We start from the raw sequence: 14135 nt of genomic DNA, 5'->3' as shown, positions 1-14135 counted from the left end.
CACTGGTCGCCACTCTCATTTTATAACTACCCTTTTACACAAACCACCTGGTGCAGTTTATGGACAATTTCCACCAGGTCCTTCTGCGCTTCCATCACATCGTCAATGCTTTTGTAAGCTGCAGGTGTTTCATCGATCACATCGGCATCCTTTCGGCATTCAACGCCTTCAGTGGCATCAATGTGGTCCTGGACAGTGAACTTCTTTTTTGCTGCCGCGCGGGACATAATCCTGCCAGCACCGTGACTGCAGCTATGAAAACTTTCATCATTGCCCAGTCCTCGAACGATAAAGGAACTTGCACCCATGCTTCCCGGAATAATGCCGAGGTCACCCTTCCTTGCGCGTACTGCACCTTTACGGGTGACGAGTACGTTTTTGCCGAAATGGCTTTCCCGTTCGACATAGTTGTGATGACAATTCACGGCTTTGACTTTGGCCTCAAAAGCTGGAACTCCGGCAGTTTTCTTCACCGCCGCAATCACCGCCTGCATCATGAGTTCCCGGTTGATTCGCGCAAAGTTCTGCGCCCAGCCAACTGCAAAAACATAATCGTCGAAATGATCGCTGCCCTCAGCAAAGTACGCCAGGTTTGTATCCGGCAGGTTGATAAACCATCGACGCATATCCTGCTTTGCCAGGTCGATGAAGTATGTCCCGATCCGGTTGCCAATTCCGCGGGATCCGCTGTGCAACATGAACCAGACCTGATCTTCTTCGTCCAGGCACACTTCAATGAAATGGTTTCCACCGCCGAGTGTTCCCAGATGGTTGACGTGATTTGGTCCGCGCTTTCCAATCTTCGGATGTCGGCTGACGATCTCCTTATAATCCGTTTCCAGGTTTTGCCAAACCTCGGCCTGGGCATCGGGAATGTTCGACCATGCACCCCGGTCCCCCGGTCCGCCGTTATTGGTTCGACCATGAGGCACGGTTTTTTCGATGTTGATACGCATTTCTTTCAGGTTGTCTGGCAGTGAGTCCGCTTTCAAACTGGTCTGCACCGCCATCATGCCGCACCCGATATCCACTCCCACAGCTGCTGGAATGATTGCACCGGAAGTTGGAATTACGCTGCCGATGGTCGCTCCCAGGCCCCAATGGACATCTGGCATCACCGCAACATGACGAAAAACGAATGGCATTTTTGCGACATTCTTCAACTGTTGCTCTGCCGCCTCTTCCAGTGGGACCCCTTTGGTCCATGCCTTAATGGGAACCCCTTTGTTAGAATGAATTACATTAAAGTTATCGGCGGTCATGAGTCACAATTTCTTGCCAGAGTCCCTTTGTTTGTTTTGGATCGTCAGAAAAATTTACATCGAGACTACTGATTAAAATTTAATTTCCTCCCATCAACCATTGGCTTCGGTCTGCAGCTATTTCTTTCCCATGTTCGATGGCTTTTTCAATCAACCGGGGTGAAAACTTGGTGGAAGAGTTTTTATTTCCTTCCTCAGCATTTTCATCGAACCAGACCTGAGGGGCCAGTACGTAAATTTTCACCTTCCTCTTGTGTACATCCTGCAGAGCTTTGACTACGTTTGTGATTCCGTTGTTGATTTCATCCGGAATCCCCTGAGTCGCCTTCTGAATATTTTCCAGGGTATTTATGGCTTCAGCAACAGTGTTCCAGTTTTTAGCGCTTTTTATATCTTCCAAATAAATTTCATCGGTGAGAATATCCAAAGTGCGCTCCAGAACATCCAGCCCACCCACACTTGTGCCGAGCCAGTTGTCGTTCCATTTTTTATAACTGTGATGCTCCGCTCCTGAAGAAGGCAAGCCGTCAGGTTTTTTTTCCAGTCGACTGGTGAGCAGCACATAAATTTCATCAGGTTGTTCCTTGAAGGCACTGGATAAAGGAGTGATGTTGCGAACGCCTCCATCCACGAGCACATCTTCTTCACTGGGCACGTCCACAAAAGGAAATACGACCGGAATGGAAGCAGATGCCATTATCTTTTCAAAAAATTCGTTGTCCCCTGGGCCCCATTCCTGGTAAAGGCTGGATACGAGAGAGACAGTTCCAACTTTAAATTTGCGATTTGAGGCTTCGACCCGATCTATATCGAGTTTCTCATCCAAAAGGGTTCGAAGCGGTTTCAATGAATAAAGGCTATCGCCGCCAGCGATCAGACCTGCAAAGCCCGCGCGATTCGAATAAACACTCTGGTTGCCCTCAACATCATCAAGCCATAGACTTTTTAGAGCCCTGACTTCATTTTTTAAATTCTCAACAGATCCCGGATCGTTTTCAATAAAATTGGCTTGTGATAAAAAGCTTGCGTTCAGCGCTCCAACGCTCACTCCCCGGATGACTTCAAAGTCCAGTCCCTGATTGATTACCAACTCTTCCAGCATCCCTACCTGAAAAGATCCTCTTGCTCCACCACCAGACATCACCAACGCTCTTTTCATTGTTCTGTCCTCGCAAATAAGGTTTGATGAAATAATATCGAAAGTTTACTTCTATGTTAGTTTTGCTATTTTTTCAAGTATTTGTACCATGCAGGAGTAAGTCCAGAGATCTGGATTGTTTTGTTGCAGTGGCTCTTCGTAAAAATGTATACACTTTTTTAAAATCTCGACATATGCCGCGATTTCTTTTTTAGATGGATTAAGGGATAGATCTATGGATGGGATAGCTGGAAATTTTTCAACATAATTGAACCTTGAAAATCATTTTTTGAAGGGAAAAATCACCTGCCCCCATAAAAAAAGGCCCGGCAGAAACTGCCAGGCCTTTTCATATATAAATGGGCCCACCTGGATTCGAACCAGGGACCGACCGGTTATGAGCCGGGGGCTCTAACCAACTGAGCTATGGGCCCTGATTTATCCTTCGATGAAACTTTTCAGTTTTTTGCTACGGCTTGGGTGCCTCAATTTGCGCAAGGCTTTCGCTTCGATCTGCCGTATGCGTTCACGGGTGACGGCAAAATCCTGTCCGACTTCTTCCAATGTATGTTCGGAGTCGAGACCGATGCCAAACCGTTTGCGCAGTACTTTTTCCTCCCGCGGTGCCAGGGTAGACAGGACGCGCAGGGTCTGATCTTTCAAATTCTTTTTCACCACGGCGTCGATGGGGGACAGAACTTTTTTGTCTTCAATGAAATCCCCAAGATGACTGTTCTCTTCTTCACCAATTGGAGTTTCAAGAGAGATCGGTTCTTTCGCGATCTTGAGCACTTTACGTACCTTGTCTACAGGCAGGCTCATTTTCACCGCGATCTCTTCCGGGGTAGGTTCACGTCCCAGTTCCTGCACCAGATGACGTGAAACCCTGATCAGCTTGTTGATGGTTTCAATCATATGGACTGGAATACGAATCGTTCTCGCCTGATCCGCAATGGCGCGGGTGATGGCCTGGCGAATCCACCAGGTGGCATAGGTGCTGAATTTGTAACCGCGACGGTATTCAAATTTGTCGACTGCTTTCATCAGGCCGATGTTACCTTCCTGAATCAGGTCAAGAAACTGCAGTCCCCGGTTGGTGTATTTTTTTGCGATGGAAACAACCAGACGCAGGTTGGCTTCCGCAAGTTCGCGCTTGGCGGTTTTGTCTTTAACCCGACCGCGCGCAATGGTGCGAACGGTGGACAAAAGTGCGTCTTTGGTGCTGTTGGTTTCACGTTCAATTTTCCGGACTTTCCGGCGTGTGGATTGCGCAACCTTGTAATATTCGTCGTATTGCTTTTTGGTGACCACTTTGCCCTGGGGAAGTTTGACACTTTTTTGTTTTGCCCAGTTTTTGGCCAGTTTCTTAATTTCAGCTAGCGGCATTTTCAATTCTTTTTCGATCAGCCGTTCTGGTTTTCCTGCTTCGCGAATCTGGGCGGCGATTTCATAGATCCTTTCGATAATAAGGTCCATGTAATTGAGGCTCAGGTTCATGTTGAAGAAGGTGTCGTCCAGTTTTTTTGCTGTGTCGGCGACTTCTTTATCCCACTTTGCTTTCATTTTGGCTGAAAGCTTTGGTGTCGCTGCCTTTTTGGCAGCCTTTTCCAGTTTTTCGTGAACCTTGACCAGTTCCTTGATGTTTTTGGTCAACCGTTTGATTTCGTCTTTTTCAGAAGGCTCTTTTTTCGCTTCGGGATCTCCGGCATTCACTATATGAAAAACGTTGGCCTCTCCTTTTTTCAATACCTCAACAAGATGGAGCAGTTCATGCAGAGTTACAGAGCAATTGGCCACAGCGTTTATCACTTCGTTTTGCCCGGCTTCGATACGTTTGGCGATTTCGACTTCACCTTCACGTGTGAGCAGGGAAATGGTGCCCATCTCCCGAAGGTACATACGGACCGGATCGTCGATACTGACATTATCCGGTTTTGCCTCTGGAGCGGCTTCTTCTGCCGGAGCCTCTTCTTCTGTTTCCGTATCTCCGGTGTTCGCAGCTTTTTCCCCTTTCATTGCCGTGTCGACGATATCGATTTCGTTTTCACCAAACAGGTGCATCAGGTCGTCGATCTGGTCCGGGGCCACCAGGTTGGAAGGTAACACGTCATTGACCTCTTCATAGGTCAGATAACCCTTTTCCTTACCAATGGTAATGAGCTGATTGATTTCGGATACGTCCGCGATTTTGTCAGCGTTGGACATAAACTCTTAGTCTCCTTGGACTTTAATAAATGGGTAACCTGTTAATATTGGATGCAAAAACCTCATCCTGGGATTAAAGTTTCTTTGATTTCATGTACTTTTCTGTTCAATTCCTCAAGTCTTTCCTGCTGATTTTCTCGAAAAGCGATCTGCCTTTCCATTTGCAGGGTTTTCAACCGGTCCCGATAGGGTCGCTTTCTCAAAGTCGTGACGCATTCCACAATGGCCCGTGCCGGATTGTCGAACTCCAGAGGCTCAATGGCAAGGCGAGCCAGTTCGGATTTTGATTCTGGTGTTTCGACCCGGTCGAGCAGGCGGTCAACCCTCAGAATCTCCCCTTCATCCAGCATCTCGTAAGATTTTTGGGCCAGTTCACGGTAACGCGATTGATCGAATTCCTCAATTTTTACCTGGCGCCTGATATCGCGAGCCAATTCTTCCCCGGAAAGCATGAGTTGTAGAAGAAAAAATTCGGTGTCAAACCCTGAGGCGGATTCTTCAGTTTCACGAGGAGCCTCAACCCTTGTCCGGTTTTGTGCCAACGTGTTCTTGAGTTGTTCGAGGAACGCCCGGTCATTGATATCGAGTTTTTCGGAAATCTGCCTGACCCACTCGGTGCGCTCCACCGGATTTGGAACCTTGGCCAGAAAGGGGAGCAGTTTGTTGACTACGTTGATTTTGCCGTCCAGACTGTTGTCGTTTGTCTCTTCGCGGGCACGGTCCAAACGATACGTTAAGAAGGGAGGTGCCTGCTCAATCATTTTTTCAAAAACTTCCCGCTGACCTTTTTTAAGATAGGAGTCCGGGTCTTCCCCATTTGGCAAAGCCACCACATGGACATTAAGTCCCTGGTTTGTAAGGATTTCAAAACCCCGGTCCGCGGCCGCTTTCCCGGCTGGGTCGGAGTCGAACACCAGTACCGTGTTGGCTGTGTAATGTTTTATAGATAATCCCTGGGCGGGAGTCAGTGCTGTTCCGCAAGTGGCAACAGCATTTTTGATACCAGCCTGGTGGCACTGGATGACATCGAAATAGCCTTCAACGATTAAGGCCTTGTCCTGTTTGCGAAACGCATCTTTCGAAAGGTGGTGCCCGTAAAGATGCTGTCCTTTTTTATAAACAGGAGTCTCAGAAGTATTGAGGTACTTGGGTTCTCCTTCGCCAAGGACGCGACCGCCAAAACCGATAACTCGATTCTGGCCTTCAAAAATGGGAAACATCAAACGACCGCGAAACCGGTCGTAGTGCGAATCCTTTCCACCTTCTTTTTCTTTTTTGACCAACAATCCGGCGCTAACAAGGATGTCAGCGGAAATTTTTTCTTTGGATTCGAGGTGGGTCTTGAGACCGCGCCATTCATCGGGTGCCCAGCCGAGTTTGAATTTTTCCAGTGTTTCACGATTGATCCCGCGTTCTTCAAGATAGTCGCGAGCTTTTTTTCCTCCCACTGAGTTCAAGAGAAGGCCGTGGTAGTAGTCAGCCGCTTCCGCGTTCAGTTTGTAAATGACCTCTTTCTTGTTCCAGGCTTCTGCATTGCCCAGTGATTTCGAGGTTTCCGGGATGGTGACCTGGAAGCGGGCCGCCAGCCTGCGAACGGATTCAATAAAGGGTAAGTCTTCCATCTGCATGAGGAAACGAAACACATTTCCGCCTGCACCACAGCCAAAACAGTGGTAAATCTGTTTTTCACGATTTGCAGTAAAGGAGGGGGTTTTCTCCTGATGGAACGGACAGAGGCCTTTGAAATTTTTACCGGCAGCTTTAAGTGGGACGTAGTCAGAGATCACTTCAACAATATCTGCCCGGCTTCGAACTTCTTCTAGAATGTGCTCAGGAATAAAAGATTTCAATGTTTCTCAATGTTGAATTGAAAACCTGAATTAGCTGGTCAATCTTTCCTGGACCAGGGTTTTAAGTCGACTGCCATCTGCCTTGCCTTTAAATTCTGCTGCCAGGGGTTTCATGATTTTCCCCATGTCCTTCATTCCCTTTGCCCCGGTTTCCTCAACGATTTCATTGATGCGTTGCCGTAACTCCTCGTCGGTAGCCTGTTTTGGCAGATAAGCCGAAAGGATATCTGTTTCTTTTTCCTCTTTCTCCTTTAGGTCGGCTCGTCCTCCCTTTTCATATTGGGCTGCAGCTTCCTTTCGTCTCTTGATTTGGGTGGTCACCAGACCGAGAATTTCTTCATCGGAAATAGACTCGCGCGTCTCAATCTCGCGGTTCTTGATTTCCGAATTCAGGATGCGCAGGGTGTCGACCTTGAGGGAGTCTCTCGCCTTCATGGCCTCCTTAAGGTCTGAAAGGAGTTTTTGCTTCAAATCCATCGTATTATGGGAGTCTCTTGGAACTATTTCAGGCCCCGGTTCGCCCGAATGTATCGGGTGCCCAAAGGGTCATTGCAGGAAATACGGAATAGTGGGAGGTCCCCCTAAATACGTACTAGAGAAAGGAAATATAGGAACCGTGAGGTGGTTTGTCAATAGATTGGGCAGGGATTTTTTAAAGATATATGAAAAAAGAACGACAGGAGGTCACTATCAGCCTGGTTGAAGAAAATGGCCTAATTGGGGAGGCTTGAGCCCCCCCAATATTGTGTTGGCTAAAACCACCAAATGCCGGGCAACCAGCAGGTTTTACCAAAGCATCAGGGCAGTTTCTCCGGCGGAACTGCTGTAATACAGTCTCACCCTGACCACATATTCGCGTCCTTTGACCAGACGGAACTTGATTTTGGCGTTGTAATCCATTCCGCTGTCGTCATCTCCAGCTCGGTACTCAAGGTCCCCGCCCTCATTTTCAAAAAGGACCATAACCGAATCAGATTCGCCAAAAGTCCCGATATTAAAATTTCGTGTTGATTCGGGTTTGATGACAAAGTTTTTTTGCTCCCCGGGATTAATAGACAGGAATTCAGGTTTGAAAGGTTTGAGTTCCGGGTGTTGGGGTTCCAGGGGAGGGTAGAAAAACTTGACCTGCGTTTTATCGCGATCCGACAGGCCGGGATTGGGTGAAAGGCCATTCTGGAATCTGACAGGTTCTTTTATCATTCCCCTCCCGAACGGGTAATGCATGATCGAATCGGGATCCCAGTTTGAACCCTGCACTGTATCAGGCTGTATTTTACGGATAATATTATGAAAGGTTTTTTCACGAGACCACCTGTTGGGAGGGCGACTGAGGCTTCTATAAACGGCCTCTTCATTCCATATGATGCCCGCATGGGGATTCTGGTGCTCGTGGGGGAATCCCAATGTGTGACCGATTTCATGCACGGCGGTGTCAATTTCCTGCGGCCCTCTGGTCAGATCCCAGCCAAAGTTCATTGTCCTTGCATTTGGGCTCTTACCCTGTATCCCTCGGCCCAGATAAGACCATGCCCCATCTCCACGTTGAAAACCGATTCGGATATCAGCGTCGTGACGTGAATTGACTTCCTTGAATTCCAGACCGATACCCACCTGTTTCCAGATATCGAACGCCTGCCGCACAACATTCATTTCGGCTTCAGTGGTAGTCCAGGGCCTCCACTCGGACCCTCCGTTGGAAAGGAAAACACTCTGGCCGTCGGATTCCCTGTCAAAAAAATAATATTTTAATGTGGTTCCATTGACCCACTTGCTTCGATTGACCCGTATGAGGGAAACTCTACCCTCATCCAATCCGGGGTCCAGAGCGGGTTCATCACCATCCGGTTGCTCGCAATAAAAATATTCTTCGGGAGTTTCGCCGTCACCTTCAGGTCCATCCACGTTTCCTTCCAGCTCATTTAACCGTTTTTCAACAATTTCCAATCGAGAACTCAAAGATTCTTCGTAGTCACTCATTTCTTTTCCCTTCCCTCATTTATAACTTTTGATAACATTCCACCCCTTATAAAAGTTACAGGCAATTAAAAAGCCGAAGTATTTTTAAATACATTTATTGTGCATGAAACCATTTTGTTACGTTTTATGATTATGTCAAGCCAAAACAGATATGGATAGAAGGCCAGATTTTAGAGCACTAAAAATTAAAGATTTTTTATTTCAAGTGGAGGAGGGCAGCGGCTGTGGAGGAAGCAGGTCTTCTAAAAATAATGCTGAAAGTTCCGACCGGTTGGCAAGACCCGACTTTTGATAGATACATTGAGCCTGCTGCTGCGTGGTTTTAATTTTTGTGTTTCGCAGGTCAGAGATTTCCTTAAGCGAGAACCCTTTTATAAGGAAAAACCCGACTTCCTGTTCCGCTGTCAGCCGGTCCATGTCTTGCTGGAGAGAGCGGATTCGGGTATTGGCCTGCTGAAGTTGTCGCGCACCGTAAATGAAAAACCCGGCTGAGATGGTGAGGAGCAACCCTTCAACGATCAAGTGAGAACCGCTTCCTCCTGAGGAAAAATCAGTTATCAGGTCAACGCCAACCAGTATGGAAAAAGCACTGGAAAAGATGAGGAGAACTTTATAAGCTTTTTTAGGATCGTCCATAACCCCTATACCAATTGTAAACCACTATAAATAAAGACTTATAATATAGGTCAAAGCCCGGATGTTCTTTTAAACAATAATGGGTGACTTTGGGGAAAACAACCTGAACCAGGAGATTACCATGTTTGATTTACCCTTCCATCCAATCACCGTACATTTTGCGATCGCAGTGGGCTTTGCCGTTCCTGTTTTTGGATTTGGCTTGTGGTATGCGATCAAAAAAAACTGGGTTGAAGATAAAGGCTGGCGCGTGGTGGTCGGTATGGCCTTCCTGTACACCTTGCTGGCGATTGTCACGGTTCAGTTGGGAGAAGTGGATGAAGAAAAAGTTGAAAAAATTGTAGCGGAAGATGTTATCGAACACCATGAGGAAGCAGGAGAAGCGATTCCCTGGATTGCAGGTATTTTGTTTGTTGGAGCTTTGGCAGGTTGCCGCGGAAAAAAGGCACGAAAGTTTCAATTGATCTTCAGCATCGTCGCAACCCTGGCTTTGATCCCGTTAGGCAATGCCGGACATACCGGTGGTGAACTGGTTTATGAATACGGTGCAGCGAATGCTCACCTTTCACCGGAAAGATGGGCCGAACTTAAGAGTGGTGTGAAACCTGCCGGTGAGCATGGAGACCACGACCATGATCATGACGACGATGATTGATTGAAGTTTAGGGAGAGCGGGTAAATACTTTGGGGATATTAAGAACAACTGCAAGCTTGTTAATGTTTGAATTGGTTCTGGTTTTGGGATTTAGCGAGGGTAAAGTTTTGCAATAAAGGCCTTGTCGCTTTCTGAAAGGGTCTTTCCTTGTTTCATTTCAAAGTCGCCCTTGAAAAAGGTTTTTGGAAAGTTGAAGCCCATAATTGAATTTGGATCAAATTCCCTGTAGTCAGGCAAACTCTCAACTGGTGTGGTACGAAAAAAATTCATATCGATTTGTTGGCGGGACCAATTGTTGGGAGGTTTGGAATAGACCTCATACACTTTTTCTTTATCCCAGGGAATGTTTGCATTCGGGTTTTGGTGCTCATTGATCAGACCCAGTGCGTGGCCGAATTCAGAGAGGATCAGTTGTCTGTCTTTCGGTGTGATGGTGGCTCCGGGAGTAAGCCATCCCAGGTTCATGGTTGGAGAGTCCTTCGAAACGGCCAGGCTTTGGGTTCCTACGTAGGACCAGGATCCCATATTTTTTTTAAATCCTATTCGTATTTGAGCATCGTCCGATTGTACAAATTCGAAATTCAGGTTGGCATATTTTGTCCATTCTACAGCGATTTCTTGCACTTTTTTATGAAGACGCTCGTTTCCTCCTATGAACCCGATTTTAATTGTAGCTCCCGGCTCCCAAAGGTTACCGGCCTTGGACCCGGTCCGGACTCCTTTAGCACCCCTGGCTTTTACACTTTCGTATCGACTTTTTTCATCTGGGTTAAGATTACGAATTGAATCAATATGTTTGTCAGATTCTGCCCGGTTTTTTGCAATGGCTTCCAGGTCGTCTCTCGCCTCTTCCAGTAGACCACTTACATCCTGTTTTAACAGCGCGACTTCATCGCGAGCATTGACCAATGCTTCTTTTGATTTATTTATATCGGTTTGAGCTGACGCCAGGTTTGCCTTCGCTTCCAATAGATCAGTTTTTGATTCTTTTAACTCTTTGACGGTTTGTTTGATATCAATTCCAAAGAAAAAGGCACCCACCAGAATAAAAATAGCGAGGACCGCTGCTGCGAATTTGCCGAACCTGAGAAGTCCGCGGTCTACGATATAAGTGACATTGCGATCATCGTCTTCTTTTTCTTTGGGTGGTGCCAGATCTGGAAGAAGCATGGACTGGCAATACCGACACTTGATAGCGGTGTCTTTTACTTCTTCTCTGCAGTAGGGGCACTCTTTCATTTTCAAATCTCAAACTGGGAAAAAATACTGGGCCGAATCGAAATCAAAATATTAAATGCACGGTCGATATTCTATCATTCCGTTAATGAAGTTTCTTTTTAAAGTTCTGGGGGGGGGGAGGTAGATAGTTTTAAGGGCGTACTACCTGGTATAGGAGTGACTGCTCACGATGATCCTTGAAAATTTTGATTTCGGCTTCATCGTGCTGGTTTGGATTGGAATCAAGAGGCTGCCCGTTATCGATCCATTCGCGGAACCCGGAATTGCCGTAAAGAAGATCGATTGCAGGCCGGTCGGTTACATATTCATATCGTTCCGTCCGCCATTTAAATTCTTCAGGGAACAGGCGGGCGAACGTTTCGATCATCACCAATCCGGTGACCCAGGGTTGAAATTTATTGCGATCTGTGACGTGGAGAAAAACGCCACTGCAAACAAGTCCGCCATGTTTCTGAAATTTTGGTTTGAATTTGCAAGGTTGGAATTTGATTCCCGGAAGGTCAACCTTGTTCAGGGTTTCCGCCAGGGTAAATCCATCAATACCCGGTGCCCCGATTTGTTCAAAGGGTTTGGTGGTGCCGCGTCCCTCGGATAACAGCGTACCTTCAAAGAGGCACATGCCGGGGTAAACTGTGGCCGTATCCAGGGTCGGCATGTTGGGGGAAGGGAAGACCCACGGCAATCCTGTTTCATCGAACCACATGCTGCGTTGCCAGCCTTCCATCTGCAGAATGGTCAATTCGCAATCAATTTTAAAATGGTCCCGGAACATGACTGCGAGTTCTCCTGCTGTCATGCCGTGACGTGTGAGGAGCGGGTATTGCCCGACAAACGAGAAAAATCCATCCTGCACGATATTGCCTTCCAGTTGGATTCCGTTGATCGGGTTTGGTCTATCGAGCACGATCACTTCTACACCGGCTTTGCCTGCGGTTTGCATGCAGTTGGCCAGAGTGTAGACGAAAGTGTAATAGCGCGAACCGATATCCTGAATATCGTAGATCACCGCATCCAGCCCATCGAACAAGGCCGCATCAGGGGTCAGAGATCCTTCATCTTCCCCGTACAAACTGAATATGGATAAGCCGGTGGCCGGATCAGTCTCGTGGGTAACGTGCTCCATATCCTGGGCCACACCGTAAAAACCGTGTTCGGGAGCGAACAACTTCACAAGTTCCCCAATGGGCAGATCGTAAAGGAGCCTGGTGGATGGGGTCAGGTCTGGGGTGACACTGGTCTGGTTTGCGAGCAAACCAAACCGTTTGTTCTTCAGGTATTGATCGGGGCGGGCCAGGAGTTGTTCCAGTCCGGTTTTAACTTGAGGCACAATAAAATAGACCTTTTATAAGGAGTATTCTGTCGGTTTATTGTTGCGAAGATTGAGGCGGTTGGAAACAGGAGCGCAATTCGAATTGCGATCTAAAAACGTTTCCGATTATTTGTTACGGCTTTTCAGCTTTGATACAAGTCTCTCACTAGATTTGGTGGCCCTTGGAAATAACGATGATATTGGAACTTTCGTCAACGTAAAAACGTTTTTTATCCTCTTCAAGATTGTAGCCGATGGTTGTGTTGGGTGGTACCACAACATCTTTATCAATGATGGCCAGGTTGATTTTGCATCCCGGATGAATCACAACACGATCCATGATCAGGGAGTTGATAACCGCGGCCCCCGTATCGACAAACACGCCTCGTCCTAAAGTGGAGTCCTGAACTATACCGCCGCTGATGATGCTGCCTTCGCCGACCAGGCTGTTGATGGCCTGTCCTCGTCGCCCGTCTTGATTAAATACAAATTTTGCCGGGGGTAATCCGAGAGACACGGTTTTGATAGGCCATTTACGGTTGTACAGGTTGAAAATGGGTTTCACATTTCTCAAATCCATATTGGCTTCCCAGAAACTCTGGATGGTGCCCACGTCCCGCCAGTATCCGATTTCTTCTTCAGTAATGCCCGGGACCCGGTTTTGCGCAAAATCGTAGGCATAAAGCGGTTGACTTTCGTAGAGTGATGGCAGAATGTCTTTGCCAAAATCATGTGAAGAGGTTGGGTCCTCTGCGTCCTTGTGCAGGACCTCCAGAAGAAACTCCTTGTCAAAAATATAGTTGCCCATTGAGGCATAAGCTGTGTCAGGTCTTCCAGGAATGGGGATGGGGTCTTTCGGTTTTTCCTGAAACCCAACGATTCGGCTTTTTTCGTCTACCTGAATGACCCCGAATTCCGTTGCCTTTTCGAGTGGGACAGGGATTGCCGAAACCGTAACCCTTGCTCCATTCCTTTTGTGGAAGGAGACCATCTGCCGGATGTCCATTTTGTAAATATGGTCTGCACCGAAAACGCAAACAAGATCAAAGTCACGATCCTCAATCAGGTTGATATTTTGGTGGATAGCATCGGCAGTGCCCCGGTACCAACTATCACCCGTACGCATTTGAGCCGGAACAGGCAGAATAAAATGATTGGGTAAAAGGGTTCCGAACTGGAAACCTTCCTGAATATGTTCGGTGAGGGACTGGGATTTGAACTGGGTCAGGACAAATATGGAATAAATTCCCGAATTGATGAAATTACTCAGGACAAAGTCGATGATTCGGTATTTTCCACCAAAAGGGACTGCCGGTTTGGCGCGCTCTGCTGTCAAAGGGTACAGCCGCCTTCCTTCCCCACCGGCCAGAATCATTCCCATTATTTTCATTGAATCGCCTTTGTTGAAGTATTAACAGACCTGAAGGGCCACCCAAAAACACCAGGAAAAGACAGGCCAAAACACTGAAAATCAAACAATAATAACATAACACCCTTATGTATATTTTTGACTAGAGCCAGGGTTATTTTTTGAAAGAAGTTTTTTCCAGTTTTAGATATTTTTTGGGGTCATGACTGGAACAGAGGGTTGTTTTTGGTGATTGGAGTTTATAGTGACCCAGGTCTTTGTTGCTGATTGACCTTCTTCCCAAAAACTGGACGGTTTAAAGTAGAGTTTCCTGTTTAGATTGACCTTATACTGCGGGATTTTATGAAGATGAGTCGTTATTTAAAGGAACGATATCAACCCGTACGAAAATCAGGATGCGTAACATCAACTCCGGCCTGATAAACTGAATTTTAACTTCTTATAGAATTTACATCTGGAGAATAGGGACACGTTCGTCCATTGACACGGAGCCTG

At 47.0% G+C, this 14135-nt stretch carries 11 protein-coding genes and 1 tRNA gene; 1 reads left to right on the top strand and 11 read right to left on the bottom strand.

Translation table 11 applies throughout. The annotated features are described in order from the left end of the window. Nucleotides 1–26: 26 nt before the first annotated feature. The 8 genes from G3M70_02085 to G3M70_02050 all read right to left on the bottom strand — a co-directional run bounded on the left by G3M70_02085 (nt 27) and on the right by G3M70_02050 (nt 9068). Entirely contained in the window at nt 27–1262 is a 1236-nt protein-coding gene (locus G3M70_02085; protein ID QPJ60740.1) for an RtcB family protein, read from the bottom strand. 79 nt (nt 1263–1341) lie between these two features. Further along, nucleotides 1342–2421, bottom strand: coding sequence for a hypothetical protein (locus tag G3M70_02080; protein ID QPJ60739.1), 1080 nt, complete (start codon nt 2419–2421; stop codon nt 1342–1344). Between the two features lie 339 nt (nt 2422–2760). After that, nucleotides 2761–2834: transfer RNA gene (locus G3M70_02075), tRNA-Ile, on the bottom strand. Between the two features lie 4 nt (nt 2835–2838). Further along, a complete protein-coding gene (rpoD, locus tag G3M70_02070; GenBank protein ID QPJ60738.1) occupies nt 2839–4605 on the bottom strand; it encodes an RNA polymerase sigma factor RpoD in 1767 nt (588 codons plus the stop codon). Between the two features lie 62 nt (nt 4606–4667). Next, nucleotides 4668–6455, bottom strand: a complete 1788-nt coding sequence (locus G3M70_02065; protein ID QPJ60737.1) for a DNA primase — start codon at nt 6453–6455, stop codon at nt 4668–4670. Between the two features lie 30 nt (nt 6456–6485). Continuing rightward, on the bottom strand, nt 6486–6932 hold the full coding sequence (locus G3M70_02060; protein ID QPJ60736.1) for a GatB/YqeY domain-containing protein: 447 nt from the start codon (nt 6930–6932) through the stop codon (nt 6486–6488). A gap of 309 nt (nt 6933–7241) precedes the next feature. After that, entirely contained in the window at nt 7242–8432 is a 1191-nt protein-coding gene (locus tag G3M70_02055; protein QPJ60735.1) for a matrixin family metalloprotease, read from the bottom strand. A 201-nt stretch (nt 8433–8633) separates the two neighbouring features. Then, the gene (locus tag G3M70_02050) at nt 8634–9068 is read right to left on the bottom strand and encodes a hypothetical protein (GenBank protein QPJ60734.1); all 435 of its coding nucleotides are present in this window, start codon (nt 9066–9068) and stop codon (nt 8634–8636) included. A gap of 121 nt (nt 9069–9189) precedes the next feature. Here G3M70_02050 and G3M70_02045 point away from each other — a divergent pair, with 121 nt between their 5' ends. Further along, entirely contained in the window at nt 9190–9723 is a 534-nt protein-coding gene (locus G3M70_02045) for a hypothetical protein (GenBank protein ID QPJ60733.1), read from the top strand. 90 nt (nt 9724–9813) lie between these two features. On the opposite strand, the gene G3M70_02040 is transcribed toward G3M70_02045, so the two are convergent. The 3 genes from G3M70_02040 to glgC all read right to left on the bottom strand — a co-directional run bounded on the left by G3M70_02040 (nt 9814) and on the right by glgC (nt 13661). Continuing rightward, nucleotides 9814–10962, bottom strand: coding sequence for a hypothetical protein (locus G3M70_02040; GenBank protein ID QPJ60732.1), 1149 nt, complete (start codon nt 10960–10962; stop codon nt 9814–9816). A 130-nt stretch (nt 10963–11092) separates the two neighbouring features. After that, nucleotides 11093–12289 (bottom strand): DUF1343 domain-containing protein, encoded by a 1197-nt coding sequence (locus G3M70_02035; protein QPJ60731.1) that lies wholly within the window; start codon nt 12287–12289, stop codon nt 11093–11095. A 148-nt stretch (nt 12290–12437) separates the two neighbouring features. Next, nucleotides 12438–13661 carry a glucose-1-phosphate adenylyltransferase gene (gene glgC, locus G3M70_02030; GenBank protein ID QPJ60730.1) on the bottom strand — a complete coding sequence of 408 codons (1224 nt, stop codon included), beginning with the start codon at nt 13659–13661 and terminating at the stop codon, nt 12438–12440. Nucleotides 13662–14135 lie beyond the last annotated feature (474 nt).

Source organism: Candidatus Nitronauta litoralis, assembly GCA_015698285.1.
Lineage (GTDB): Bacteria > Nitrospinota > Nitrospinia > Nitrospinales > Nitrospinaceae > Nitronauta > Nitronauta litoralis.
The sequence above is the reverse complement of the archived record's forward strand: the minus strand, read 5'-3'. Positions and strand labels throughout refer to the sequence as shown.

Bases quoted from the DNA above. Each gene is read 5' to 3' on its own strand.
- G3M70_02050 (QPJ60734.1), bottom strand. From the start codon at position 9,068: ATGGACGATCCTAAAAAAGCTTATAAAGTTCTCCTCATCTTTTCCAGT.
- rpoD (QPJ60738.1), bottom strand. From the start codon at position 4,605: ATGTCCAACGCTGACAAAATCGCGGACGTATCCGAAATCAATCAGCTC.
- G3M70_02080 (QPJ60739.1), bottom strand. From the start codon at position 2,421: ATGAAAAGAGCGTTGGTGATGTCTGGTGGTGGAGCAAGAGGATCTTTT.
- glgC (QPJ60730.1), bottom strand. From the start codon at position 13,661: ATGAAAATAATGGGAATGATTCTGGCCGGTGGGGAAGGAAGGCGGCTG.
- G3M70_02040 (QPJ60732.1), bottom strand. From the start codon at position 10,962: ATGAAAGAGTGCCCCTACTGCAGAGAAGAAGTAAAAGACACCGCTATC.
- G3M70_02045 (QPJ60733.1), top strand. From the start codon at position 9,190: ATGTTTGATTTACCCTTCCATCCAATCACCGTACATTTTGCGATCGCA.
- G3M70_02055 (QPJ60735.1), bottom strand. From the start codon at position 8,432: ATGAGTGACTACGAAGAATCTTTGAGTTCTCGATTGGAAATTGTTGAA.
- G3M70_02060 (QPJ60736.1), bottom strand. From the start codon at position 6,932: ATGGATTTGAAGCAAAAACTCCTTTCAGACCTTAAGGAGGCCATGAAG.
- G3M70_02085 (QPJ60740.1), bottom strand. From the start codon at position 1,262: ATGACCGCCGATAACTTTAATGTAATTCATTCTAACAAAGGGGTTCCC.